Source organism: Geobacillus sp. LYN3 (assembly GCF_003064505.1).
Taxonomy (GTDB): Bacteria; Bacillota; Bacilli; order Bacillales; family Anoxybacillaceae; genus Parageobacillus_B; species Parageobacillus_B toebii.
Genome location: NZ_QCWL01000001.1, coordinates 1,239,821 through 1,265,556 on the forward strand (window position 1 = coordinate 1,239,821; position 25,736 = coordinate 1,265,556).

Sequence of the window (25,736 nt, forward strand, 5' to 3'; positions counted from 1 at the left end):
TCTATACGAAGGTATAGACGAAGCTCTTTAGTACACAAGAACCTGCCGACTTTAGTCGTGCAGAGGTTCAGTTCCAAGGACTGCTTTCCGGATTTGGCATTGAGCTTCCAAAAGCATTGACAAACGCATATGATCCGGCAAAGGGAACATTTATCGATTTACCGGCAATTTGTATTATTCTTTTCATTATATTTTTGTTGAATCTTGGAGTAAAAAAATCTGCCCGTTTTAATGCGATTATGGTTGTGATTAAAGTCGCTGTCGTATTATTGTTCCTCGCTGTCGGTGTATGGTATGTAAAACCGGAAAACTGGTCGCCATTTATGCCGTTTGGATTTTCCGGAGTAGCAACTGGCGCTGCAACTGTCTTTTTTGCATATATCGGCTTTGACGCGGTTTCGACCGCGGCGGAAGAAGTGCGCAATCCGCAGCGAAACATGCCGATAGGAATTATTGCGTCTTTATTTATTTGTACTTTGTTATATATTGCTGTTTCCCTTGTACTGACAGGAATTGTTCCGTATGATCAATTAAATGTAAAAAATCCTGTCGCTTTTGCGTTAAGCTATATTAACCAAGATTGGGTTGCCGGTTTTATTTCGTTAGGAGCGATTGCTGGGATTACGACGGTGCTGCTTGTTATGCTATATGGACAAACTCGTCTATTTTACGCAATTAGCCGTGACGGTTTGCTTCCGAAAGTATTCTCGAGAGTGAATCCAGTTCGGCAGGTGCCATATGTGAACACTTGGCTTACAGGAATCATTGTTTCGGTATTTGCGGGAGTGATACCTTTAAATAAGCTTGCAGAATTGACAAATATCGGCACATTGTTTGCGTTCATTACCGTTTCCGTCGGCGTACTTGTTTTACGGAAAACGCAGCCGCATTTAAAACGCGCCTTTCGGGTTCCGTTCGTTCCAGTTATTCCATTATTGGCCGTTGCGTTTTGCGGGTATTTAGTTCTTCAGCTTCCTCCAATGACGTGGATTGGTTTCGTATCATGGCTTGCAATCGGCCTTGTCATTTACTTCTTATATGGACGCAAACATAGCACGCTGAATAATGTAGAAGAAGCAACAGAGGAAAAAATCAGGATAATAAATGGCTAAGAGGGACCTTTGCCCTAATGGCAAAGGTCTTTTTTTTTAATAAAGGAGTCTTAATAAGAAAAATGTAACAAATTTCCGATTGAATGACGATCAAAATTACGCTAACATGTACGAATGATATCCTTAGGGAGGCTAGGTCGTCTCTTTAACAAATGGGGTGGAATCCATGTTTAGCATATTATTTTCATTAAAGAAGGAGAGAACGATTGAGCAAACAGTTCATGAAATTCAACAAGGAAATAAAGTATTGCATAATCAATTAATTCAACAATATAAACCTTTTATTGCCAAGACGGTTTCAAATGTGTGCAAACGATTTATTCACGAAGGGGATGACGAACTAAGCATCGGTTTAATCGCATTTAATGAAGCCATTGAAAAATACGCACCTCATAAAGGAGGTTCGTTTATTTCTTTTGCCGAACTGCTTATTAAAAGGCGCTTAATCGATTACATTCGTAAAGAAGCAAAAGAGAAGAACATTATTTTACATACAAATGAAGATGAGGAAAATTCAGCCCAAACATACTTGGATACAAAATTATCCATGGATGAATTTTACAAGCAAGTGGAGCAAGAACATCGTCGCGAAGAAATTATTCATTATCAACAAGTGTTAAAGGAATTTGGGATTCATTTTCATGACCTTATCGAACAGTCGCCAAAACATAAAGATGCGCGAATAAATGCGATTAATGTCGCTAAATTGTTAGTTGAAGATGAGGAAATGCTCGAATGGCTTTTTCGAAAAAAGCAATTACCGATTAAACAACTGCAAAATATTGCCGAAGTAAGCCGAAAAACGATAGAGAGAAATAGAAAATATATTATTGCGGTGGCGATTATTTTAGCTGGGAATTATGTTTATTTAAAGGATTATATAAAAGGGGTGCTTCCATCGTGAAAAAAGGGATCGTATTAGAATTAGATGAAGAGTTTGTCACATTATTAACGACTGAGGGGGAATTTATTCAAGTAAAAAAAGATGGAGATTATGAAATAGGAGAAGAGATTAAAGCGAAGGTGATAAAAAGGCCCATTGTTCGTCGTCGTTCATTTCGATATGTCATAACAAGCTTGGTGGCGGCGGTGGTACTTTTAGTTACAACATTATTTCATTTTCCTTCTAATGAAGTGTACGCTTATATGTCGATTGATATTAATCCAAGCATCGAAGTTGGAGTGGATGAGCAGCTAAAAGTGTTAAAATTAAAGGCTTACAACGAGGAAGGAAAAAGGATTGTTTCACAGCTTTCTCATTGGAAGAAAAAAGAGTTTGTTGATATTACCATGGAAATTATTGAATTAAGTATGCAAAAAGGATATTTGCAAGAAGGGGGTCAAGTATTGATTACAGCGGTGGAGAGAAAACACCGTGCTGCATCTTCACGGGAGCTTTCTACAGAATTAAAGAAAATCCAACATTCGTATCAGCAGAAAAACATTATCGTAAAGACAGAAGAAAGCACGATGGAAGTACGAAATAAAGCGGTAAAAAAGGGAGTGACAACGGGAAAACTGCTGCAAATTGAACAAAAAATGAAGACGGTTTCACCAGAGTCGACAAAAGCGAAAAAACTAGAAAAACCGTTGGAACAAAATGATGGAGAGAATGAATATCCGATGGACAATCATTCATTAAACAAAAAAGATGAGAAGAATCGAGGGAACAACCATTCATTGCAAAAGAAAGATAAACAGAAACGGGAAGAAAATAATAGTAATGAAAAGAAATATCCATTCGAGGAAAAAGATGAACAAAAAAAAGTAACGATAAGGAACAGGGTGAAAATGACAAAAATCATAAATCATCCGCAAAAAATAATAAATATCATAACAGCGATCGATCGGATGATCGCCACCTGAAACATTATCCAAAAAAGAGCGATAGCCAGAACCAGCATCACCGCAATCATTCATCCTCATATGATCATCATTGGAAACATCATCAAAAAAAACAATAAACAGGACGAGCATCATTGGAAACGAGACTATGACAAGAACTTCGAAAAATCATTCGAACGTGGTCAACATGAAAAGGAAAATATACATAAAAATGAGAAAAACGATTAATAAAGCCGAGTCCATTCACTCGGCTTTAATCGCCATTTTATTCGGTTTTTTGGAAAGCAGATCCGGAAAGTTGGCTTTGTGCTTGTGCGACTAACCGTTTTGTAATTTCGCCGCCGACAGAGCCATTTGCGCGAGAAACCGTATTTGCTCCTAATTGTACGCCAAATTCTTGGGCAATTTCATATTTTATTTGATCTAACGCTTGTTCAATTCCAGGAACAAGCAATTTATTGCTTGATCTTGCCATTGTTTTCAGCCTCCTCATGTTTAAAATGTGTTGCATGTTTAGTATATGGAATTAGAATAGTTGTATAATGGGAATTAAAGGTTTTTAAGGGTAGGTTTGGTATAAATTTGTGATGAGAAAATTACAGGAGGGATTGAAAAAAAAAGAGCGGGGAACGGTGACTTCATTTTACAGCTCGTTAAGGTTTATCGGTGTCGCTATGGGACCGCCTCTTGCTGCGCTGCTGATGAAAAGGGAGACATCCATGCTGTTGTTTCTGTTAGTTGCATTATGTTTTCTGGCAAGCGCCATCACATTTGTAGCGATTAAACCAGAAAAAGAAAAAGTAACATGAAGCATAATTTCGAAGTAAAGCGGTGTCTTGATACGATTACTGATGCGAAACATGTATACAAAAAGCATAAAACCGTAAAGCAAGCATAGGAAAAGGGATATCACAATAGTGAGGATATCCCTTTTTGCTTTTTGAAAATAATTTTGTTTCGAAATGATAGGCTAATCTTGCCCATAACTTGTATCAATGCTTGGGTGCATAAATGGAACCCTTTGGGACCGCCGTTTTGCTTCGAGAAGCTCGCGATTTTCTTCTGTATTCCAGCCGATGTCGTTTGTCGGGTGCACCCATTCATCGCCTGCCATAATGCTTGGATCGATCTCATCACTCCAGTGATTCAGCGGCGAATTTGGCGAGTTATATTTGCTGTCGCCGATTACGACACCATATTTATTGACAAATGGAGGCTGTGTTTTTATGCCAGTTCCCTTAAATGATGGAGCATGGATTTGATGAGGCATTGTCTCATCAAGAATTGGCGATTCGACTTTTTTATCTTGATCCATGTGGATATCACCTCAATTATAGTGTGAGCAAAAATATATATGGTTATGAATAAACCGTACAGTGTTTAAGGGAAAATAAGAAAAATGGCAAAGGGTGATGCCCATTGAAAAACAGTTCATTTCCAGTTGCTGACCTGAAAGAGCAGACGTTAAAAAAAGTGCAAGAGCTGGAAAAACGGTTGCGTGAAGAAACAGGAGAAGAAATCATCTTAATCGCTTATAAACATGAGAGGGGGAGTAAGTAATGAAGCGAAAAGTGAAGTTTAATGCAGCGAAAAACAATAACAAAACGCCGACAGAAAGCTTACCGGATACAGAATTTGCAGCGCAGTATGCGGGAGAAGAAGACATGAGCCGCGGAGCGAACCGCAATTCGAAAAAAGCGCGCCAAGGAGATGGACAATGAAGATGAGAGAAGAAAAACGAGAACGCCAACATAACGAAGCACGCGAGGAAATGGCGTTTGAATTTGGCGATTTTAACGCCCATCAGCCGCTTCAGCTAATGGAAGAGAGAAAACAACAGAAAAAAGCGAAAAAGAAAAAGTAGGGATAAACCCTACTTTTTTATTGCGGCATTTGAAAAGGAAGATAGCGGGGCGGAAAAAATTTTCGTTTGCAATTGGACGGGATCAAAATAAGCAATCATCACCGTTGGGGTCAGACGTATTTCCTTTGTTTTCAGATAATGGCCGATGTCAAATTCGATTATTTCCATGACCGTATGTTTAAATAATTTTTTTTCATTCAATTCCAGTGAGACGAATTCGTTCCCTAATTGTTCCGGATGTTCGAGCAGCTGGCGATAAAGCGAGGAACGCAGCGATTTGTCCGTTTTTTCTTCCCACCATGGTTTGCGCGGCTTATGTTTTTGATTGCGTAAATAGTCATATTTCATTAACGCTTCAATGATTGGAAGTTCATCCAGTTTTTTTGTCTGCAAAAATTCATGTAGACGGCGGAATAGGTCTTCAAGCTGATGCCCGATTTTCGCCCAGCCGCGTTCGTCCCAGTATGTGCCAAATTCTTGGAAGAAATCAAATGGCGATGGGAATACGTTTGTTACTAAATATTCGATCGTTTCATCCATCCGATGCGCATTCCAATATTTTTCTAACACATCTTCTACTTGTTTAATGCGGATGATGTCATCAAAAGAAAGCACATTATTTTGCAATACTTCATATGGTGCGTGATCCATAAATACGTAGCCATAGTCTTTTGCGCGCAGGCGAAGGCCGGTGCCGCGAAGCATTTTTAAAAAGCCTAGCTGCAATTCTTCCGGACGGAGTGCGAAAACGTCGTTAAACGTTTTTCGGAATGATGTATAGTCCTCTTCCGGAAGTCCGGCAATTAAATCGAGATGTTGAGCAATTTTTCCGCCTTCTTTCACCATCATCACAGTGCGGGTTAATTTTTCAAAATTTTGTTTGCGCATGACAAGCCGGTTTACTTCATCATTTGTCGATTGCACACCGATTTCAAAGCGGAACAGTCCTGGTGGTGCTTCTTTGTTTAAAAACTCGATGACTTCCGGACGCATAATGTCTGCCGTAATTTCAAATTGAAATACGGTTCCCGGAACGTGTTCATCAATAAGAAATTGAAACATATCCATCGCATAGCTTCGGCTGATGTTAAACGTACGGTCGACGAATTTAATCGTGCGCGCTCCATGCTTCATTAAATAGCGGATATCTTCTTTAATTTTTTCCCGGTCGAAATAGCGGACTCCGACTTCGATCGATGATAAGCAAAACTGGCAGCTGAACGGGCAGCCGCGGCTCGTTTCGATATACGTAATGCGTTTCGGTAAATGTGGAATATCTTCTGGAAAACGAAATGGTGATGGCATATCGGCTAAGCGAATTTTATTTCGCTGCGGATTAATAAAGATGTCCCCATGATGGCGAAACGCGAGCCCGTGGACGTTGTGGAAGTTGCGATCTCCATGCATCTCCATCAAAAATTGTTTAAACGTTTCTTCCCCTTCACCGATGACAATAAAATCAAACTCCGGCACGGTTTCCATCCATTCGCGCACGTCATAGGACACTTCTGGACCGCCGACGACAATGGTGATATCAGGAGCGATCTTTTTTAACATTTTTACGACTTTAATGGTTTCTTCGATATTCCAAATATAGCAGCTAAATCCGATAATATCTGGTTTTCTTCGATAAAGGTCGGTCACGATGTTCATCGCCGGATCTTTAATCGTATATTCGACAAGCTTTATATCAAACTCTGGCTGGGCGTATGCCTTTAAGTAGCGAATCGCTAAATTCGTATGAATATATTTCGAGTTTAATGTCGTACAAATAATATTCATCGAAATAAACCCCTTTATGAGAGCATTGTAAAACAACATTTTAATATAACATATTTTAGACAAAAGAAAAAGAAGAAAAACTTGTCGAACATTGGAAAAATTTATTTTCATGGAATTTTTCGAATAAACGGAAGGAGTAAATTTTTCGGCAGAGAATATATAATAATTTGATATGGTTTGGAGAAGGAGGGATAAACATGAATAATAGCCTTTCTCCCCGTGAAGAACAAAGCTTGATAGTGGATGTAAAGTCATTAGAAGAAGAAAATAGACGGTTAAAAGAACGGTTAAATGGCTATTCAATTATTTTTGAGCGATCTTTGGATGCGATTGTCATTTTTAATAAAAATGGCGAATTTGTGGATGTGAATGAAGCGGCATGTCAACTATTCGAAATGGAGAAATATGAATTGATTGGAAAAAAGATGACGATGTTTCTTGACTTAGTCCCTCCGGATATTTTAATGTTTCAGCAATCAATGTTACATAAATTTGGCTCATTTAGCGATGAGCTGCTCATAAAGCTAAGGAACGGAAAAGTGAAACATATTGAGTTTTCAATGAAAAAAGACGCGTTTAACGAATTTGATTTAGTAATTATGCGTGATATTTCCGCTCACAAAGCACTTGAGAGAGAGCGGATTATTCATGAGTTTCTATTTAAAGATGTGTTTAACCGCGCGGTAGATTGCATTGTGATTTTCGATGAATTTGGCCGTTTTATTGATGTGAATCCTGCTTTTTGCATGAGTTTAAACTTAGAAAAAGAGAAGCTGCTAAATTTATCGTTTCAGCAGTTTATCTCTAAAGAATGTGTCGATGATTTTGTGCGTCTTCTTGCTGAATTAAAAGAAAAAGGAACGGCAAAAGGGGAATTATCGCTCGTCCGTTTTGACGGTACGGTAAAAATGTTTGAACTTACAACGACATCAAACGTATATAGCGGTTTTTACATGGCGATTATGCGAGATGTCACTGAGAGGAAGAATATGGAAATAAAATTGCAAAAAAGTGAAGAAAGATTTCGTGCCATTTTTGAACAAGCTCATGAGGCGATTTTGATTTGGGATGACCAGGGGCATATTTTGAACGCAAATCATGCCGCAAGCCGGACGTTTGAGCTGCCGCTGAATTTACTTGTTCGGAAAAATTTGCTTGATTTCCTTGACCACGATGATGAAAAAGTACAGCGTGTATTTGCGGAGTTCCGCATAAAAGGAGAAATCCGCGACGAATTAACATTCCATATGCCAAATGGACAAGATAAACAACTTGAGTTTACGATGAAGCAAGGAGCGATTGATGGCTATCATTTGACTATTTTCCGCAACGTTACAGAACGGAGAAAAATGGAAAGGGAACTGCGCGAGAGTGAACAAAAATTCCGCAGCATTTTTGACCATTCTATGAACGGAATATTATTATGGGGAGAAGGTTATCACATTTTAGATGTGAATCCGATCGCTTGTGAAATTTTTCAAGCAACGAAAGAACAATTGCTTCATCGGCCGATTACAGCGTTTATCCCGGAAAAAGAACGGAAACATTTCTATAAATTGGCTCAACAATGTGATCGTTTGGGAGAAGCGTATGCAGAGATGGATTTTTCAAATGGCGGGAAACAAAAAATTGTAGAGTTTTCACTAAAGAAGGAAATCATCCCAGGTGTAGGAATGATTATGCTGCGTGACATTACTGAAAGAAAAGAAATGGAGTTGCAGCTAAGAAAATCTGATACCCTTAATGTTGTAGGGGAACTTGCCGCGGGCATTGCTCATGAGATCCGCAACCCGATGACGGCGCTAAAAGGATTTATCCAATTATTACAAGGAAGTATTAAAGAGGACTATTCCATGTACTTTAATGTTATTATGTCTGAACTGAAGCGAATCGAATCGATCATTACCGAATTTCTTGTCCTTGCTAAACCGCAGGCGATTCAATATCAACAAAATGATGTATGCAAAATCATGCAAGATACGATCGATTTAATTAGCGCCCAAGCGACGATGCATAACGTGCAAATTGTCGCTGATTTCGCGCCGCATATCCCATTCATTTATTGCGAACCGAACCAATTGAAGCAAGTGTTTATTAATATATTAAAAAATGCGATTGAAGTGATGCCAAAAGGCGGAGAGGTTACTGTTCGAATTAATCGGCTTGATGATAGTCATATCCGCATTTCCATTACAGATCAAGGTTGCGGTATTCCGCAAGATAAAATCAAAAAGCTTGGCCAACCGTTTTATACGACGAAAGAACGCGGTACTGGACTTGGATTGATGGTTAGTTATAAAATTATTGAAGAACATCAAGGAAAAATTGATGTGGAAAGTGAAGTTGACGTTGGTACGACGTTTCATATCACACTTCCGATTGAACGAGTGGAGAAAGAGGATGAACATGAAACTGGAATACAGCATATATAAGTCAGATCTGCTTGGCTGTATTTACGTTATATCCGACGGCGAGGCGATTGTAAGTGTTGAACTTTTTGAGGAAGATTGGCAGCAGCTCCGTCAACAATATGAAATGATAAAAAGCAATTCTCCTTTATTAGAAAACGCTGTACAACAGCTTGACGAATATTTTCATGGCAAACGGAAAGCATTTCACTTGCCTTTAAAATGGAAAGGGACGGAATTTCAGGAACAAGTATGGCAGGCGCTTTGTGAAATTCCGTACGGAACGATGGTCAGCTACAGTGATATTGCTGAAAAAATCGGCCGCCCGAAAGCGGTGCGGGCGGTTGGACAGGCAAATCGAGCAAATGAGCTGGCTATTTTCGTTCCGTGCCATCGAGTGGTTGGAAAAAATGGTTCGCTTACGGGATATGCTGGCAACCGGACAAATGTAAAAGAACGATTATTACAGTTGGAAAGACGGTATCGGACGATATAAAAAAACTAGAAGCAGCACTTGCTTCTAGTTTTTTTACGGCCTGCGTGATGTAACAAATTAGATGTAGTACACTTTGTTTTTTGCAATTGGGCCGGCTTTTAATCATTGCCATCTTTTTTTCGCTCGTCAACTGTCGGCAATGATAGCTTTGTTTATGATTAAGAAGGGGAAACGCTCCTATTTTTTTTGCATGTGCGATAACGCAAGCGCCCCGACTAAAATAGCCCCTTTAATGATATCCTGAGCGTAATACGGAACGTTCATCATCGTTAGTCCATTGAGCAGAACCCCCATTAAAATCGAGCCAAACAGCGTGCCGATGACGTTCGGTTTTCCCGCGCCAAACACGGAAAAGCCGATATAAGCGGCAGCTACTCCATCCATTAAAAAGGAGGCTCCTGCTGATACTTGTCCTGTTCCGATGCGGGAAGCGAGGACAATCCCACCGAGCGCGGCAAAAAATCCGCTGATCACGTAAGCGTAAGTGCGGTAGCGATTGACAGGGATTCCCGAAAGCCGTGCTGCTTCCCGATTTTCTCCCGTCATATAAAACAATCTTCCTGGTTTGGTATATGTTAAAAATAGATGAGCAGCAATGACGACCACTAGCATTAATAAAACAGAAAACGGAATGCCGAATACTTCCCCTTGACCGATAAATAAAAAGGAAGGAATGAATTTGCCCGGCGCCGTTCCTCCGTCTGGAAGCGGCATGTCGTTGTAAATGGAAAATCCTTTCGTGTACGTCAGCTGCACGCCGTTAATCGCATACATCGTCGCCAATGTAGCCAGTAAATCCGGCAATTTTAATTTCACAATTAATAACGAGTTTAATAAGCCGACGGCGACTCCCAGTAAAAGCGGAGCAAGCAACGTCACTAGAATTTCCTGGCGGTATAATACGAGTGCCGCGGCGCTTGCGATCGTTGCTAGGCTGACGGTCGAACCAACAGATAAATCAAATCCATCCACAATTAGAGAAAAGGTGATGCCAATAGCGACGAGTGTGACGATGGAAATAGACCGTAAAATATCGCTGAAATTTTCATACGTAAAAAACCGATCAAGAGTAATGCCAAAATAAGCAATGACAACGAGAATGGCAAGCAGTGTGCCATGCTTATATAAAAATTCAAGAAGAGATGGCGCTTGCTTTTTCTTGGCGACCGAAACAGCCGGTTGTGCCATCCAAATCACCTCCGCTGCAGTAATAAATCAATTGTTCATAGGTGATATCACGCGCGGAAACACGTTTGACAAGCTGCCCGTCTACCATGATGTAAATCGTATCAGCGATATCAAGCAGTTCTTGAAATTCACTCGTTAAATATAAAATCGCTTTTCCTTCATCGGCGAGGGAGCGGATGATCGAAAATACTTCTTGTTTCGCGTTGACATCAATACCTTTTGTCGGTTCATCAAAAATGAATACATCAGCGTTTGTCTTTAACCATTTGCCAATGACGACTTTTTGCTGGTTGCCGCCGCTTAACTGTTTGGCGACTATTTGCGGAAAAGGCGGGTGAATTCGCAATGCATCCACTAACTGTTGAGCAACTTGTGTTTCTTTCTTTTGCAATACCCATTGCCACTTTGTTAATGATGATAATAGCCGAACCGTAAGATTCGTACGGACTGTTTCATCTAAGAAAAGCCCTTGTTTTCTCCGCTCTTCCGGAATGAGGCAAATGCCGGCTGCAATCGCTTCTTTCGGTGAGGAGAACGTGTAACGTTTTCCGTCGATCCACCATTCTCCTGTCGTTTTTGTATGGGCGATTAGACTTTCGGCGAGTTCGGTTTTCCCGGCTCCAGCAAGTCCGGCAATGCCGACGATTTCCCCTTTATGAATTTCCAAATCGACGGTTGTGCCTGTTTTCGCGATGCGCAGCTGTTCCACTTTGAAAAGAATGTCATCACTGTATGTGCGTGCTTCTTTTTGCACGGTTGTATAAACGCGTCCAACCATATGTTGAATCATTTCTTCTAGTGAAAGGGTGGAAACATCGCCATGGTGGACGACGTTTCCGTCACGCAAGATGGTGACGCGGTCGCAAATCTCTTTTACCTCTTTCAATTTGTGAGAAATATAAATGAATGAAACTCCCTGTGCTTTTAAATCGTTGATAATTGTAAACAGCCGCTTCGTCTCTGTTTCACTGAGCGCGGCGGTCGGCTCATCTAAAATAATGTATCGGGCCGATGAGGAGAGCACTTTTGCTAAAACGATGAGCTGTTTTTCATGCAAGGTGCATTCGCGAATAAGCTTGTTCGGCGAAATCGACAGACCGACTTGGCGCAAAAGCTCTGCGGCCCGCTGTTTTTGCTGTTTCCATGAAAGGAACGGCTTTTGTTTTGTATCAGCGATATCGCCAGCAGCAATATTTTCATAGACGGTCAGCGATGGAAACAGGGCGGTATCGACCTCTTGAACAACTAATCCAATGCCTGCTTTTTTCGCATCAGCAGGAGAAGAAAATCGGCGCTCTTCTCCATCTATTGTTATCGTGCCTTTGTCTGGAAAAAGGGCGCCGGCGAGAATTTTCATCAATGTGCTTTTCCCGGCTCCATTCATCCCTAAAAGGGCGTGAACTTCTCCTTTTTGTACATGGAGATTCACGCCGTTTAATACGTTTACCGTGCCAAACGATTTATAAATATTGTTCATATAAAGACCGTTCATTTGTTTTTCACCTGTGCTTCCAATGTTTTCATCCAAGGGGAAATGGCAACATTTGATTGCCCCCAGCCGGAAATGTATTGGTGAAGCTCATTCATCGAAACTTGTTGGTTAGGCAAATCGGATCGTTTGACTAAATGCGGTTCTAGTGAATAAATGTTTGGCGTTTTCTCGCCAGCAATTTTTTGATACGCAAAGCGAACTTGAACGCGACCGACTTCGGCTGGATCCGTTGCTGTTGTAGCGACCCAAGGGCTGTTTGGCTTTTGCATCATTTGCAAATCTTCATCGCTTAAATCGATGCCATATACTTTAATTTCATTGCGTCCTGCTTGCTCGATCGCACGCGTTGCGCCTTTGGCAAATTCATCCCAAGTCGCAAACACTGCGTCAATATCGCCTTTATTCGGATATTTTTTCAAAATCGCTTCCATTTGCGTTTGTGTGTCTAAAGCGGTATTGGCGCTGGCCGTACCAAATTTCGCCACTTCTTTGATGTTCGGATAGCGTTTTTTAAACGCATCGTAAATCACATGACGACGTTCCATCGGTGTAAATCCGCCAACCCAAATGGTGACGATGTTTCCTTCGCCGTTTAAGTCTTCGGCCAATGTTTTTAACGTTTTCCATGCAAGGCTGTAGTCATCTTGGTCAATCACTGTTACGCCTGGGATGTTTAAATCGTTATCGAATGCGACAACAGGAATGCCTTTTTCGACTGCTTTTTTCACCGGACCTTCCAACGCATCAGCGCGTCCGTGATCTAATAGAATCGCATCGACGTTTTGCGTAATGGCTGTTTCGACATAGGAAGCCATTTTCGTTAAGTCGTTATCCGCATTGTAAATTTGCACTTCGCCGCCAAATTTTTGCACTTGTTCTTTTACGCCAGCGATATACTGAGAAGAAAACGTGCCGATCGACATTTGCATAATGGCGGCAATTTTTATTGGTTTTTTTAATTCTTCAGGGATATCTGCTTGTTCGGTTGTTGCAGCTGTTGTTTCGCTTGCTTCTTCGGCCGTGCTGTTTTCTTGTTTGGCCGGTTTCGAACTGACGGCGTCTTGTTCATTCATGCAGCCGCTAAGGATGGCGATAATGGAAAAAAGAAATGCGACTAAATAGTTAAGTCTAAATTGCTTCATGGTGAGCCTCCTTTGCAAACAGTGCTGGCAGTTCAGTTTCATAATTGCCGCGGACGATCCCTTTTTCGGTAATAATGGCCGTGATAAGGTCGTGCGGTGTTACATCGAACGCTGGATTATAAACGTTTACTCCTTCTGGAGCGATTCGCGTTCCGGCGATATGCGTCACTTCCTCTGGATTGCGTTCTTCAATCGGAATTTCTTCCCCTGTTTTGGTTGCTAAATCAATGGTCGATAATGGCGCGGCGACATAAAATGGAATGCCAAACGCTTTAGCGAGCAGCGCCAGTCCAAAGGTGCCGATTTTGTTGGCAGTGTCACCGTTGGCGGCAATTCGGTCGGCGCCGACAATGACAGCGGTAATGTTTTTCGCCTTGATCGTCTGCGCCGCCATATTGTCGGTAATAAGAGTGACGTCTACCCCCGCTTGCATCAATTCCCACGTCGTCAATCTTGCTCCTTGCAGGACCGGACGAGTTTCCGACGCGTAAACATGAAGATTCATCCCTTTTTCTTTCGCTAAATAAAACGGAGCAAGCGCCGTGCCATAGCGGGCGGTTGCGATCGAACCAGCATTGCAAATGGTTAAAACGCGGTCGCCGTTTTGAAATAAGGAAAGGGCATGCTCTCCGATGCGGCGGCATACATCTTCATCTTCAATTTGAATGCGAATCGCTTCATGGATGAGCGTCGTTTTTGCTTCGTTAACAGAGGAAACGTGGGCGATGCTGGAAACAAGCCGGTCTAATGCCCAAAACAAGTTCACTGCGGTTGGACGAGAGCTTGCTAAGTAGTCGCGGTCCTTTCGCACGTGCTCTTTAAATTTTTCCAGTGATTCTGTTTCATATTGCTGTGCAGAAAGAGCGAGGCCGTAAGCAGCCGTAATGCCGATCGCCGGTGCGCCGCGTACTTTTAACGTGGCGATTGCGTCCCGTACATCTTCAATATCTTTTAATTCCAAATATTCCGTCACTAATGGTAGCTTTTGTTGATTCAAAATTGTAATATGAGTGTCGTTCCATTCCACAGAGCGCGGGATTGTGAATGGTTCTGCCATTATGGTCCTTCCTTTCATTGTGTTAATTCGTTGCTGCAAGCACTGTTTGTGCGAAAAGGGAACGGATTTCTTTAGTGCTAGATAATGTTTCACGTTGCAAAATGAGGCTTCTACCAAGACGAAGGGCATAACGTTTTGCTTGTAAGCGTTCCTCTTTATCCTCAATGCCATCAAGGTCAGCAACATGTGCTAATCCAATCGTGCGGCGGATGACTTCACATCCGGCAAAGCCGATCGCGTCAATAAACGTGTGATGCAGCACGTCTTCTAACAATCCTTCTGTTTTTGCATATGGTTCTACATTGTGAGTGCGCCAAAGATCAGAAAAGATTGTCGCGAATACATCCCAAGTTTTGTCGATATGAGCAAATAACGGTTCTTGTTGTTGTCCTGGGCGGGACAACGCATTTAACAGCAAGTTTGCGAAAAATTGGCCGATGTCAAAACCGAACGGGCCATAAAACGCAAACTCTGGATCAATGATTTTCGTTTCTTCATCGCTGGCGAAAATGCTTCCGGTATGCAAATCACCGTGGATGAGCGCATCTCCTTCGGTTAAAAACTTGCGCTTTAATTTGGCGACTTCTAAGCGGAGCTTGTCATCGTTCCAAAGCGCTTCTACATCATCGCGAAGCTCGTCTTCAAAGTTGTTCGTTTCATGATTAAAGAACGGATCGGTAAATACAAGGTCTTCGGTGATTTTGCATAATTCCGGATTAACAAAACTTTGCGCCAGTTGTTTTTTTTCTTGTTGATTCATGCCAAAGTCGGAAGTGTAAAACGATGTCTTTGCGATAAATTCGCCAATATGCTGCGATAAAAGCGGATATGTTTTTCCTTCAATCAACCCTTTGCGGGCGATTTGCAAGTGAGATAAATCTTCCATAACGGTAATTGCCAAAGATTCATCGGAATAGTATACTTTTGGCACATATTGCGGAACATAGCTTGCGAATGTGCGCAGCGCATTGCTTTCAATAACAGCGCGTTTTAATGTGAGCGGCCAGCTTTCACCGACTACTTTTGCATACGGGAGCGCTTGTTTTACGATAATTCCTTTCTTTGTTTGCTGATCGACAACGCGGAAAACCAGATTTAAGTTGCCGTCGCCAATTTCGCGGCAGGCAAGCGGTGTTCCTTCCGGAAAGAGCCCAAGCCGGACTGCCAAAGAGATTGCGCCTTGTTCCGTTAATGGTTCATAAACCGATGGATGAGAAACTGACATAATGCAAATCCTCCTTCATGTAAATTAAAAAGCCTCTTTCTGCATAGAAAGAGGCTTGAAGATTCCGTATCTTCGCACCTCTTATCTTTCAGAAAGACTTAGTCTTTCTGTTGGACTTAGCACCGTGCCCTGCGGAAGTAGAGAACTTCCGGCGCCAAAAAGTGCGCCCTATCTCACGATAGTATTACGGTCGGTTGCTGGGCTTCATTGGGCCAATTCCCTCAGCCAACTCTTGATAAGAGTGTGTCAGCATATTCAATTTTTTAATTTTCGCTATGTTGACAATTTTGAAGTTTTATGCTTGATACGAATCATACATGGTCACGAAATGATTTGTCAACTCTTTTTTAAAAAATTTTTTTCTGCAGCGATGTAGTCGTTAGCTCTGCGGTCCGCAAAAATCGGGATTTGTTTTCGCACTTCTCTTACTTTTTGAAGATCGATTTGTGCCATTAACGTACAAGGTTCTTCATTTGCTTCTGCAATGATTTCTCCCCATGGGTCAACCACCAGCGAATGACCGGCAAAGACATTGTTTGGATCGCTTCCAGCGCGATTGCACGCGATGACGTAGCATTGATTTTCAATCGCGCGCGCCGCAAGCAGTGTACGCCAATGCGAAAGGCGAGGAAGCGGCCACTCGGCAACGACAAATAACACTTCCGCCCCTTGGACCATATGGACGCGAATCCATTCTGGGAAGCGGATGTCATAACAAATGACGCCTGCACATCGAGTGTTTTCTAATGTGAACAATCCCATTTCTTCCCCTGGCTGTAAGTAAAGATGTTCATCCATCAGCTGGAACAAATGGAGTTTGCTATATTCGCCAACGATGATACCGTTTCGGTCGGCGATGTACATTGTATTGGTGACGCCGCGATCTGTTTTTCTGGCAATTGATCCAGCGACAATATTGACATGATGCGACTTGGCAAGTTTTTGAATGAACGCTTTTGTACGCATACCGCCCTCATCGGCAATCTCATCGAGTCTGGTTAAGTCATAGCCAGTCGTCCATAGTTCAGGAAGGACGATAATATCTGGGTGATTTTTTGAAATTTTTTCTATTTCTCTTTCAACGCGCCGTTCGTTTTCATTAGGATTGCCAAAAGCGATATCTAGCTGAAGACATGCGATTTTTATCGTCATGAACATTCACCTCGAAAAAATTTTACTTTACATTTTGATTTTTACGATATATGATTTTTCACTAGAATTTCAAGAAAATTTTTGAGAAGGTGTTAACGCGATGAAACAATTTCCACTATCTGAGTTATTGCAGAGCCTTCCAAAACAGTTTTTTGCTTCGCTTGTCGATAAAGTCGCAAAAAAAATGGCGGAGGGGCATGACATCATCAATTTAGGGCAAGGAAATCCCGACCAGCCGACTCCACCGCATATCGTGGAGGCGATGCAAAAAGCGGTGGCGAACCCAAAATATCACAAATACTCGCCATTTCAAGGGTATTCCTTTTTGAAACGCGCCGTTGCTAAGTTTTATGAGCGCGAATACGGCGTTGCCATTGATCCGGAAAAAGAAGTGGCGGTTTTGTTTGGCGGGAAAGCGGGTCTTGTGGAGATCCCGCAATGTTTAGCCAATCCAGGCGATATTGTGCTCGTGCCTGACCCGGGATATCCGGATTATTGGTCGGGGATTGCGCTGGCGCGCGCGGAAATGGTGATGATGCCATTGCGTGCGGAAAATCAGTTTTTGCCTGATTATGATGAAATTCCTGCAAATATTGCGGAAAAAGCAAAAATCATGTTTTTAAACTATCCGAATAATCCAACCGGGGCGATCGCTTCTAAGGAGTTTTTTGAAGAAACGGTGTCGTTTGCCGCAAAACACGGTATTTGCGTCGTTCATGATTTTGCTTACGGTGCGATTGGCTTTGACGGAAAAAAACCGGTCAGCTTTCTTCAAGCAGAGGGGGCAAAAGAAATTGGCGTTGAAATTTATACATTCTCCAAAACATATAATATGGCGGGCTGGCGCGTGGCGTTTGCCGTTGGAAATGAGAGCGTGATCGCGGCGATTAACTTGCTGCAAGACCATTTATATGTGAGTTTGTTTGGCGCCATTCAAGAAGCGGCGGCAACCGCATTGCTTTCTTCGCAGCGCTGCGTGGAAGAGCTTGTCGCACTGTATGAATCGCGGCGCAATACGCTTATTGACGCGTTTCGGCAAATTGGCTGGGATGTCGACGCCCCAAAAGGTTCATTTTTTGCGTGGCTTCCGGTGCCGAACGGATGGACATCGGAACGTTTTTCCGATTATTTGCTGGAAAAAGCGCATGTCGTTGTCGCGCCGGGAATTGGATTTGGCAAGCATGGAGAAGGATATGTGCGAGTTGGGTTATTAACAAGCGAATCCCGCCTGCAAGAAGCGGCGGAACGGATTGCGAAGCTTGGTCTTTTCTAAAATGGGTTAAAAAATGATTGACAGAGCGAAAAAATACTGTCATAATTCAAATTAAATTTTCGAGCGCGAATAGTTTGAAAAGTGAATACGATATTGCAAGCACTCTTATCAAGAGCAGGCGGAGGGACAAGCCCAATGAAGCCCGGCAACCGGCTTAACGACGGTTAAGCACGGTGCTAATTCTTGCAGCGGAAACGCTGAGAGATAAGAAGAGCGTGAATAAATAAAGCCTCTTCTTATGAAGAGGTTTTTTTGATGGATGAACAGAAAGAGGGATGATCATGAGTCAAGTAATTGCCACATATCTTATTCACGATGAAAAAGATTTAGAGAAAAAGGCGGAAGGAATTGCGCTTGGGTTGACCGTTGGTTCGTGGACGGATTTGCCGCTTCTTGAGCAGGAACAATTGCGCAAGCATAAAGGAGTAGTTGTAAGCGTACAAGAACTCGAGGAGAACGAACGCGCCAACCGTTACTTTGGAAAGCGATTGAAGCGTGGAATCGTTCGCATTGCATACCCGAGCTTAAACTTTAGCGCGGATATTCCGGCGCTTTTAACGACGGTGTTTGGCAAATTGTCGCTGGATGGAGAAGTGAGATTGCTAGATTTAACGTTTTCCGACGAATGGAAAAGAAAGTTTCCTGGCCCGCGTTTTGGCATTGACGAAATCCGCAAAAAAGTGGGTGTATATGAACGCCCGCTTCTGATGAGCATTTTTAAAGGGATGATCGGCCGCGATTTAACGTACTTATCCGAGCAGCTGAAACAACAAGCGCTCGGCGGGGTCGATCTCGTTAAAGACGATGAAATTTTGTTTGAAAACGAATTAACGCCGTTTGAAAAGCGAATTACGGCTGGAAAAGCGGTGTTAAACGAAGTGTACGAAAAGACAGGAAAACGGACGTTATATGCGGTGAACTTGACTGGAAAAACGTTCGAATTGAAGGAGAAAGCAAAACGCGCAGTCGAATTAGGAGCCGATGTATTGTTATTTAACGTATTTGCGTACGGTTTGGATGTGCTCCAAGGGTTGCGAGAAGATGATGAGATCACCATTCCGATCATGGCTCATCCGGCATTCAGCGGGGCGTTTACTCCATCGGAGTTTTACGGAATAAAAGCATCCTTGCTGCTTGGCAAATTGCTTCGCCTTGTTGGTGCAGATTTTGTGCTTTTTCCATCGCCATACGGAAGCGTTGCTCTTGATAAAGAAGAGGCGCTTGGCATTGCCGCGGAGTTGACGAATGATAAGGAGCCGTTTAAACGGTCGTTCCCAGTTCCGTCAGCTGGCATTCATCCAGGGCTTGTGCCATTGTTGTTCCGCGATTTTGGCATAGATAGCATCGTCAATGCAGGCGGCGGCATACACGGACATCCAGACGGAGCAGCAGGAGGCGGCAGAGCATTTCGCGCTGCGATCGATGCGGCTCTTGCCGGAAAATCGCTTCATGAAGCAGCGCGCGAAAATGAGGCATTGCGAAAGGCGATTGACTTATGGGGCGCAGTAGAGGTGACATCATGACAAAACCAATCATCTTTTGTGATTTTGATGGGACGATTACAGACAATGACAACATTATCGCGATTATGAAACGGTTTGCGCCGCCGGAGTGGGAAACGTTAAAAGACGATATATTATCACAGCGAATCTCGGTGCAAGAAGGGGTTGGCGCGATGTTTTCCCTTCTTCCATCGGGTTGGAAAGAAGAGATTGTCGATTTCATTTTACAAAATGCCCGCATCCGCGACGGGTTTCGCGAATTTGTCGCGTTTACGAAGGAACGTGATATTTCGCTATATGTCATAAGCGGCGGCATCGACTTTTTTGTCTATCCGCTTTTAGAAGGGCTCATCGAAAAAGAGCGCATCTTTTGCAATGGCTCTGATTTCAGCGGAGAGACAATTCGCATTACATGGCCGCATTCATGTGATGAACAGTGTCAAAACGGCTGCGGCTGCTGCAAGCCGTCGTTGCTTCGAAAATTGACAAAGCCTGATGCCTTTCATATCGTCATCGGCGATTCGATCACTGATTTAGCAGTGGCAAAGCTGGCGGATCATGTTATCGCCCGTGACTTTTTGCTGCAAAAATGCCAAGAACTAGATATTCCGCATACGCCGTTTACAACGTTTTTCGATGTCATTCATTTTCTGGAGACGATGGAGGTGAAGTCATGAGTTTACTTGTGAAGAGATGGAAAGAGCTTGCCGAGATAAAAGCGGAATTGGCGGCGCGCGATTGGTTTTTTGCCACAAGCGGAAACTTGTCGATCAAGGTAACCGATGACCCGCTCACTTTTTTAGTCACGGCGAGCGGCAAAGACAAACGCAAGCAGACAGACGAAGATTTTTTGCTTGTCGATGCTTCTGGAAATCCAGTGGAGAATACGCATTTAAAGCCGTCCGCCGAAACGCTTTTGCATGTGGAAATTTACAAGAAAACGAACGCGGGCTGCGGTCTCCACGTCCATACGATCGACAATAATGTTATCTCCGAATTGTACGGAGATGACGGAGAAGTTGCGTTTTCCGGCCAGGAAATTATTAAAGCGTTTGGGATTTGGGAAGAAGATGCGGTCATCCGCATTCCGATTATTCCGAATTACGCGCATATTCCAACGCTTGCGAAGGAATTTGCCAAGCATGTAAACGGCGATGCCGGTGCGGTATTGATCCGCAACCACGGCATCACCGTATGGGGAAGAGACGCGTTTGAGGCAAAGAAGTTTTTAGAAGCATGGGAGTTTTTATTCAGCTGGCACGTCAAGTGGCTGCTCCTAAAGCAGACCGCCGTGCAGCCGGTTGTTAAACCATAAAAATTGATAAAGGGGGAAATTCCAATGGCAGTAATCAAAGTGAGAAAAACGGGAGAAGTGATTGAAGGAGAAGAAAATGTCCGCAGCTTTTTAAACAAACAAGGCGTGTTGTACGAGCATTGGGACATTAACAAACTGCCGGAACATTTGCGCGACAAATATGTATTGACCGACGAAGAAAAAGAGGAAATTTTGGCGACGTTTAAAGAAGAAATTGAAGATTTGGCGGCGAGAAGAGGCTACAAAACTTGGGATATCGTCGCCTTATCGGATGCGACGCCGAATTTGGATGAACTGTTGAAAAAGTTTGAACAAGTGCACATTCATACGGAAGACGAGGTGCGCGCTATTACTGCTGGCCATGGCATTTTTATCATCAAAGGGGACAGCGAAACAGGCTATTTTGATGTCGAACTTGAAGCGGGCGATGTCATTTCCGTGCCAGAAGGAAACCCGCATTATTTCACCTTAATGGATGACCGCCAAGTCGTCGCTGTCCGCCTGTTTATCGATCCGTCCGGCTGGGTCGCCCATCCGTATGAAGAAAAAGAAGAAGTAGGCCAGTAATGGCGGTAACCCCCTGTCTCCTTCGGGCAGGGGGTGTTTTTATTAAAACGATTCTACTAAAAAAATCATAAATAATATGCCAATGATAAACGAATAGGTAGATGTCCGCTCATTTCCATCCCCGTGGCTTTCCGGAATGAGTTCTTTATAAATAATAAACAACATTGCACCTGCGGCGAATGCAAGGCCATACGGGACGAGCTCGCGTTAAATAAAATCCGAGAAGTGATGTCACGATTTCAACCGCTCCTGTAAGTGTAGCGATGATAAATGCCTTCCATCTTCCAATCTGTTGATGAATTAAAAAAAGCGCGACTAAAAATCCTTCCGGAGCGTTTTGTAATCCAATGGCTAGCGCGATTAAATTCCCTGTTTCCGATACGTTCGAAGCATAGCTGCCCCCGACCGACAATCCTTCTGGAATGTTATGTAACGTAATGGCTGCAATAATGAGCATCGCTTTTTCATCAAACTGAATTCCTTTTTTTGTATGTTCTAAATCAATATGCGGAACCGTCATTTCCAAAATGGTTAAAATAAGGACTCCAAAAAATAACCCGATTGTTAAAGTGAAAAAACTGCCTGCCTGTAATGCTTCAGGAATTAAACTCATCATGGAAGCCGCCATCATAATTCCAGCTGAAAACGCCAGCAATATGTCCCGCCAGCGGTGAGTAATCGATTTCGCCAAAAATAAAATTGGGATCGCACCTAATCCAGTGGATAACGCGGAAAGTATACTCCCAATGAATACTTGTTTCATCAAATCCTCCTTTCCGTACCTTTAGTGTTTTTATATGCGTTTTGAAATAAAAGGTGATAACCGCCCAAGGAATAAGTATAATTTTATCATATACTAAATAAACAAAAATAACCAAATAGCGAGTATTCTCGCTTGCCGGAACGCAGGTTTCCTAAAAAAGATTTGCACCGTGTTTAATATTTCAAGTATAATGCAAATAAGAAAATATTTTTAGAGAAGAGAATGATGGAATATAAGTACTGACAATGACGTTGAATTTAACCGACAAAAGGGTTTGATTGTGGATGACGAGAGAGAAAGACATTGAACAATCGCTAAAATTGTTTATTGTATTATCAAGAGCATATCGATCTGTCGGCGATCAAGTGAATAAGTCGATTCAATCATTTGGCGTGAATCCGACGGAGTTTGCGGTCTTAGAATTGCTTTACCATAAAGGGGATCAGCCGTTGCAGCAAATTGGCGGCAAAATTTTGCTCGCTAGCGGCAGCATTACATATGTAATAGACAAGCTGGAGCAAAAAGGGTTAATTGTGCGAAAAGCATGTGAAACAGACCGCCGTGTCACATATGCTTCGATTACGGAAAAGGGAAGAGCGTTTATCGAAAAGGTTTTCCCGGAGCATGCGCAGACGATTCACGAAACCGTTTCCGGCTTGACTCCTGAAGAAAAGGAACAGGCGATTGCGTTATTGAAAAAGCTGGGATACGGTGCAAAAAGAGAATAGCTGTTCGTCTAAAATAAGTGGCTGCTTATTGCAGCCACTTATTTTTTGAAAAAAGGATAAGCTGTAAAAGGAAAAGGAGGAGATAATTTATGATGATCCCAGTTGGGGTGTCCAATCGCCATATTCATTTATCGAAAGAACATCTGGCGCAATTGTTTGGTGAAGATGCGGAGTTAACGGTGTTAAAGCCGCTGTCGCAGCCAGGACAATTTGCCGCCAAGGAAACGGTTGCCGTTGAAGGGCCAAAAGCAAAAATAGAAAATGTCCGTGTGCTAGGTCCTGCCCGCTCGATGACACAGCTGGAAATTTCCAAGACGGACAGTTTTAAACTTGGAGTGCAAGCTCCCATTCGCTTGTCGGGGGACATCGAAGGAACACCGGGCATTACCATTCACGGTCCAAACGGGACGGTAACTGTGGATAAAGGAGTCATTATTGCGAAACGGCATATTCATATGACCCCGAAAGATGCGGAAACGTTCGGAGTAAAAGATAAGCAAGCGGTGAAAGTGAAAACGCAAGGGGAACGCGCTTTAATTTTTGATGAAGTAATTGTCCGAGTCAACGAAAATTTCGCGCTGGACATGCATATTGATACAGACGAAGCGAATGCGGCAGGATTGAAAACAGGAGATTATGTCGAGTTAATCCAATAACGGCATCATAAAAAAAGAGTCCCGATAACGGGACTTTCGTTTTATGATAGATGTTGTTCAAACCAACCGACAATATGATTCAGCCGTTCAAGACGAAGCGTCGGCGGACCGCTGCGGGACAGATCATGGTTCGCTTCCGGGAAGCGGATGAGCTTCGTTTCCTGCTTTAAATGTTTCAGCGCAATAAACAGCTGTTCCGCCTGTTCGATCGGGCAGCGGTAATCTTTTTCGCTATGGAGAATCAATAGCGGCGTTCGAATGTTTTTCACATATTTCAATGGAGAGTGGTGCCAAAGCCGCTCTGGATCTTCCCACACATTGCAGCCGATTTCCCATTCTGTGAAGAAATAACCGATGTCGCTCACTCCATAGAAGCTGAGCCAGTTGGAAATAGAACGCTGCGTTACCGCGGCTTTAAAGCGGTCCGTATGCCCGACGATCCAGTTCGTCATAAATCCGCCGTAGCTTCCGCCTGTAACGCCGAGGCGCGTTTCATCGATAAAATCAAAATGCTCGAGCACATAGTCGACGCCGCTCATGATGTCTTCATAGTCCATCCCGCCGTAATCGCCGCGTACGGCATTGACAAATGTTTGTCCATAGCCGTGGCTGCCGCGCGGATTCGTAAACAGCACCGCATATCCTTTGCCAGCAAGCACCTGCATTTCATGGAAAAAAGTAAAACCGTACATCGCGTGCGGACCACCGTGGATTTCGACGATAAGCGGCACTTTTTGTCCTTGTTCGAGATGAGAGGGCTTCATTATCCATCCTTGAATGTTCCAGCCATCACGGGATGGATAGGCGAATGTCTCCGGTTCGGAAAGGACAATTTCTTCTTCCAACTCCTTATTCGCATTTGTCAGTTTGTTTCGTTTTCCATCATGAAGAGAAACGGTATATAAGTCGCCGATATGGGTTGGTTCGCTAATTGCCGCAATCGCTATATGTTGATGCGGGTGAATCGTTAATCCATATAGATGGAAATCGCCGACTACAGATGGTGTAATTGTTCCGTCTAACGCTACATGATGAAGGTTGACGCGCCCTCGTTCGGAAGCAAGAAAATACACGCCGTTTCCTTCTTTATCCCAAATGAGTCCAGGACTTGGCGCGTCGGAATGCATATCTCCTACCATCGCATCACCGACATGCACATCCCAATCTGCGGTAAGCGCCCGTTTTTCTCCGCTAACAAGATCGAAAATCCAAACTCGATTTAACGTAGCACCTAAATATTTGAGGTCATGCCCAATCGCCGCGAGCGTTTTTCCGTCCGGAGACCAAGACAGCGAAGTGAAAAGCCCGTTTCCATCTGTGACTTTTGTCGTTTTTCCGCTGTCGATATCAAGGAGAAATATGTCGCGCGTAAACGTAAAATCAGGCTCATTGCTCCGATTGGCGACAAACGCGACTGTTTTGCCGTCAGGGGATATGGCAAATGAGCCGATTTCGTCATCTCTGTCTGTCAGAGATTGGATCTCGCCTGTTTCTACATTGATGCGAATGAGCACATCTTGTTTATCATCGCGAAATCCTGCTGCATCGGATTTATATTGAAGCCGCTCTACGACAAGTGGTGTTAACTCGCGTTTTTCTTTCTCTTTTTTGTTTTGCTCCTCACGTTCTTCTAACGTTTCTTTCTTGCCAAGAGAAGTGAGTGCTACAAGAAACCGCCCGTCCGGCGACCAGCGCAGATGGCGCACTCCGTTTTTTAATGCGGTTAACTGGCGTGCTTCCCCGCCGTCTGTTGGAAGAAGCCAAATCTGCGTTTTTCCGGAGCGGTTGGAAAGAAACGCGATTGTTTTTCCATCCGGGGACCAACGTGGAAAAGCGTCTTTTACTTTTCCGAACGTCCATTGGTTCACTTTGCCGTCCGCTAATGTCAGGAGAAAAAGGTGGGAGCGGTATTCCCGTTCGTCATCAATCGTTTTTTGCACAAAGATGACTTTCTCGCCATCTGGTGAAAATTGAGGATCGTTCACAAAGCGAATGCGGAAAAGATCTTCCGCAGTGATGACGCGCAGTTTTTTCTTTACGTCCTGTACAGTCATCCAAGCCACTTCCTTTATTAAGAATTTTCTCTATATTGTTTCGGTGAACTACCCCCACTTAATTTTCTAGCGAAAATTTGAAGTGGGGGCTTCCAAAGAAGTTTGACTGCTTCAA

The 25,736-nt window shown here is 43.1% G+C and carries 25 protein-coding genes, 2 pseudogenes and 2 riboswitches; of the genes and pseudogenes, 16 read left to right on the forward strand and 11 right to left on the reverse strand.

Annotation, left to right across the window (positions count from 1 at the left end; translation table 11 throughout):
- Window positions 1-71: 71 nt before the first annotated feature.
- From DCC82_RS06505 to DCC82_RS06515, 3 genes and pseudogenes are all read left to right on the forward strand, one after another.
- Window positions 72-1,112 (forward strand): annotated as a pseudogene (locus DCC82_RS06505) (APC family permease); the annotation flags it as partial.
- Between the two features lie 157 nt (window positions 1,113-1,269).
- Window positions 1,270-2,016, forward strand: coding sequence for an RNA polymerase sigma factor SigI (gene sigI, locus DCC82_RS06510; RefSeq protein WP_233252942.1), 747 nt, complete (start codon window positions 1,270-1,272; stop codon window positions 2,014-2,016).
- On the forward strand, window positions 2,013-2,978 hold the full coding sequence (locus tag DCC82_RS06515; RefSeq protein WP_097354232.1) for an anti-sigma factor domain-containing protein: 966 nt from the start codon (window positions 2,013-2,015) through the stop codon (window positions 2,976-2,978). Before sigI ends, DCC82_RS06515 begins: the two co-directional genes overlap by 4 nt.
- Window positions 2,979-3,222: 244 nt before the next feature.
- Here the strand turns inward: DCC82_RS06515 and DCC82_RS06520 are convergent, their stop codons facing one another.
- Complete coding sequence (locus tag DCC82_RS06520; RefSeq protein WP_012749511.1) at window positions 3,223-3,432, reverse strand: alpha/beta-type small acid-soluble spore protein; 210 nt, start codon at window positions 3,430-3,432, stop codon at window positions 3,223-3,225.
- Window positions 3,433-3,565: 133 nt separating this feature from the next.
- On the opposite strand from DCC82_RS06520, the gene DCC82_RS06525 reads away from it, so the two are divergent.
- Window positions 3,566-3,766 (forward strand): hypothetical protein, encoded by a 201-nt coding sequence (locus DCC82_RS06525; RefSeq protein WP_233252943.1) that lies wholly within the window; start codon window positions 3,566-3,568, stop codon window positions 3,764-3,766.
- 161 nt (window positions 3,767-3,927) lie between these two features.
- On the opposite strand, the gene DCC82_RS06530 is transcribed toward DCC82_RS06525, so the two are convergent.
- Entirely contained in the window at window positions 3,928-4,272 is a 345-nt protein-coding gene (locus DCC82_RS06530) for a DUF3905 domain-containing protein (RefSeq protein WP_012749512.1), read from the reverse strand.
- A 104-nt stretch (window positions 4,273-4,376) separates the two neighbouring features.
- Between DCC82_RS06530 and DCC82_RS17610 the strand changes: the two genes are divergently transcribed.
- Genes DCC82_RS17610 through DCC82_RS17620 form a run of 3 tightly spaced genes read left to right on the forward strand, consistent with a single transcriptional unit; the run spans window position 4,377 to window position 4,821 of the window.
- The gene (locus DCC82_RS17610; RefSeq protein ID WP_167317820.1) at window positions 4,377-4,517 is read left to right on the forward strand and encodes a hypothetical protein; all 141 of its coding nucleotides are present in this window, start codon (window positions 4,377-4,379) and stop codon (window positions 4,515-4,517) included.
- A complete protein-coding gene (locus tag DCC82_RS17615; RefSeq protein WP_012749514.1) occupies window positions 4,517-4,678 on the forward strand; it encodes a hypothetical protein in 162 nt (53 codons plus the stop codon). The genes DCC82_RS17610 and DCC82_RS17615 overlap by 1 nt, the downstream gene beginning before the upstream one ends.
- Window positions 4,675-4,821: a hypothetical protein gene (locus DCC82_RS17620; protein ID WP_012749515.1), complete on the forward strand. Its 147-nt coding sequence runs from the start codon at window positions 4,675-4,677 to the stop codon at window positions 4,819-4,821. The genes DCC82_RS17615 and DCC82_RS17620 overlap by 4 nt, the downstream gene beginning before the upstream one ends.
- Before the next feature lie 9 nt (window positions 4,822-4,830).
- On the opposite strand, the gene DCC82_RS06535 is transcribed toward DCC82_RS17620, so the two are convergent.
- Window positions 4,831-6,603, reverse strand: a complete 1,773-nt coding sequence (locus DCC82_RS06535) for a B12-binding domain-containing radical SAM protein (protein ID WP_012749516.1) — start codon at window positions 6,601-6,603, stop codon at window positions 4,831-4,833.
- Window positions 6,604-6,800: 197 nt separating this feature from the next.
- Here DCC82_RS06535 and DCC82_RS06540 point away from each other — a divergent pair, with 197 nt between their 5' ends.
- Together DCC82_RS06540 and DCC82_RS06545 are read left to right on the forward strand one after the other, a co-directional pair.
- Window positions 6,801-9,035, forward strand: a complete 2,235-nt coding sequence (locus DCC82_RS06540) for a PAS domain S-box protein (protein ID WP_097354233.1) — start codon at window positions 6,801-6,803, stop codon at window positions 9,033-9,035.
- Window positions 9,010-9,507, forward strand: a complete 498-nt coding sequence (locus tag DCC82_RS06545) for a methylated-DNA--[protein]-cysteine S-methyltransferase (RefSeq protein ID WP_097354234.1) — start codon at window positions 9,010-9,012, stop codon at window positions 9,505-9,507. The genes DCC82_RS06540 and DCC82_RS06545 overlap by 26 nt, the downstream gene beginning before the upstream one ends.
- Window positions 9,508-9,684: 177 nt before the next feature.
- Here DCC82_RS06545 and DCC82_RS06550 read toward each other — a convergent pair whose 3' ends face one another.
- The 6 genes from DCC82_RS06550 to DCC82_RS06575 form a co-directional block, all read right to left on the reverse strand.
- Window positions 9,685-10,695, reverse strand: coding sequence for an ABC transporter permease (locus tag DCC82_RS06550; protein ID WP_097354235.1), 1,011 nt, complete (start codon window positions 10,693-10,695; stop codon window positions 9,685-9,687).
- Window positions 10,640-12,187, reverse strand: a complete 1,548-nt coding sequence (locus tag DCC82_RS06555) for a sugar ABC transporter ATP-binding protein (protein ID WP_097354236.1) — start codon at window positions 12,185-12,187, stop codon at window positions 10,640-10,642. Before DCC82_RS06555 ends, DCC82_RS06550 begins: the two co-directional genes overlap by 56 nt.
- The gene (locus DCC82_RS06560) at window positions 12,184-13,329 is read right to left on the reverse strand and encodes a sugar ABC transporter substrate-binding protein (RefSeq protein WP_097354237.1); all 1,146 of its coding nucleotides are present in this window, start codon (window positions 13,327-13,329) and stop codon (window positions 12,184-12,186) included. The genes DCC82_RS06555 and DCC82_RS06560 overlap by 4 nt, the downstream gene beginning before the upstream one ends.
- Entirely contained in the window at window positions 13,316-14,386 is a 1,071-nt protein-coding gene (gene mtnA, locus DCC82_RS06565) for an S-methyl-5-thioribose-1-phosphate isomerase (RefSeq protein ID WP_097354238.1), read from the reverse strand. The genes DCC82_RS06560 and mtnA overlap by 14 nt, the downstream gene beginning before the upstream one ends.
- A gap of 22 nt (window positions 14,387-14,408) precedes the next feature.
- Complete coding sequence (mtnK, locus tag DCC82_RS06570; RefSeq protein ID WP_097354239.1) at window positions 14,409-15,611, reverse strand: S-methyl-5-thioribose kinase; 1,203 nt, start codon at window positions 15,609-15,611, stop codon at window positions 14,409-14,411.
- Between the two features lie 78 nt (window positions 15,612-15,689).
- Window positions 15,690-15,853, reverse strand: a riboswitch (SAM riboswitch).
- Between the two features lie 94 nt (window positions 15,854-15,947).
- On the reverse strand, window positions 15,948-16,763 hold the full coding sequence (locus tag DCC82_RS06575; RefSeq protein WP_012749524.1) for a carbon-nitrogen family hydrolase: 816 nt from the start codon (window positions 16,761-16,763) through the stop codon (window positions 15,948-15,950).
- A 100-nt stretch (window positions 16,764-16,863) separates the two neighbouring features.
- On the opposite strand from DCC82_RS06575, the gene DCC82_RS06580 reads away from it, so the two are divergent.
- From DCC82_RS06580 to DCC82_RS06600, 5 genes are all read left to right on the forward strand, one after another.
- Window positions 16,864-18,036, forward strand: coding sequence for a pyridoxal phosphate-dependent aminotransferase (locus tag DCC82_RS06580; RefSeq protein WP_097354240.1), 1,173 nt, complete (start codon window positions 16,864-16,866; stop codon window positions 18,034-18,036).
- A 102-nt stretch (window positions 18,037-18,138) separates the two neighbouring features.
- Window positions 18,139-18,247, forward strand: a riboswitch (SAM riboswitch).
- Window positions 18,248-18,317: 70 nt separating this feature from the next.
- Entirely contained in the window at window positions 18,318-19,559 is a 1,242-nt protein-coding gene (mtnW, locus tag DCC82_RS06585; RefSeq protein WP_097354241.1) for a 2,3-diketo-5-methylthiopentyl-1-phosphate enolase, read from the forward strand.
- The gene (mtnX, locus tag DCC82_RS06590; RefSeq protein ID WP_012749527.1) at window positions 19,556-20,215 is read left to right on the forward strand and encodes a 2-hydroxy-3-keto-5-methylthiopentenyl-1-phosphate phosphatase; all 660 of its coding nucleotides are present in this window, start codon (window positions 19,556-19,558) and stop codon (window positions 20,213-20,215) included. The genes mtnW and mtnX overlap by 4 nt, the downstream gene beginning before the upstream one ends.
- A complete protein-coding gene (locus DCC82_RS06595) occupies window positions 20,212-20,853 on the forward strand; it encodes a methylthioribulose 1-phosphate dehydratase (protein WP_089096987.1) in 642 nt (213 codons plus the stop codon). The genes mtnX and DCC82_RS06595 overlap by 4 nt, the downstream gene beginning before the upstream one ends.
- A gap of 24 nt (window positions 20,854-20,877) precedes the next feature.
- The gene (locus tag DCC82_RS06600) at window positions 20,878-21,420 is read left to right on the forward strand and encodes a 1,2-dihydroxy-3-keto-5-methylthiopentene dioxygenase (RefSeq protein ID WP_012749529.1); all 543 of its coding nucleotides are present in this window, start codon (window positions 20,878-20,880) and stop codon (window positions 21,418-21,420) included.
- A gap of 42 nt (window positions 21,421-21,462) precedes the next feature.
- On the opposite strand, the pseudogene DCC82_RS06605 reads toward DCC82_RS06600, so the two are convergent.
- Window positions 21,463-22,183: pseudogene (locus DCC82_RS06605) on the reverse strand (ZIP family metal transporter).
- 284 nt (window positions 22,184-22,467) lie between these two features.
- Here DCC82_RS06605 and DCC82_RS06610 point away from each other — a divergent pair.
- Both DCC82_RS06610 and DCC82_RS06615 read left to right on the forward strand, forming a co-directional pair.
- Window positions 22,468-22,911, forward strand: a complete 444-nt coding sequence (locus DCC82_RS06610) for a MarR family winged helix-turn-helix transcriptional regulator (RefSeq protein WP_012749531.1) — start codon at window positions 22,468-22,470, stop codon at window positions 22,909-22,911.
- A gap of 89 nt (window positions 22,912-23,000) precedes the next feature.
- A complete protein-coding gene (locus DCC82_RS06615; protein ID WP_012749532.1) occupies window positions 23,001-23,567 on the forward strand; it encodes a phosphate propanoyltransferase in 567 nt (188 codons plus the stop codon).
- Between the two features lie 41 nt (window positions 23,568-23,608).
- Here DCC82_RS06615 and DCC82_RS06620 read toward each other — a convergent pair whose 3' ends face one another.
- The gene (locus tag DCC82_RS06620) at window positions 23,609-25,621 is read right to left on the reverse strand and encodes a S9 family peptidase (protein ID WP_097354242.1); all 2,013 of its coding nucleotides are present in this window, start codon (window positions 25,619-25,621) and stop codon (window positions 23,609-23,611) included.
- Window positions 25,622-25,736 lie beyond the last annotated feature (115 nt).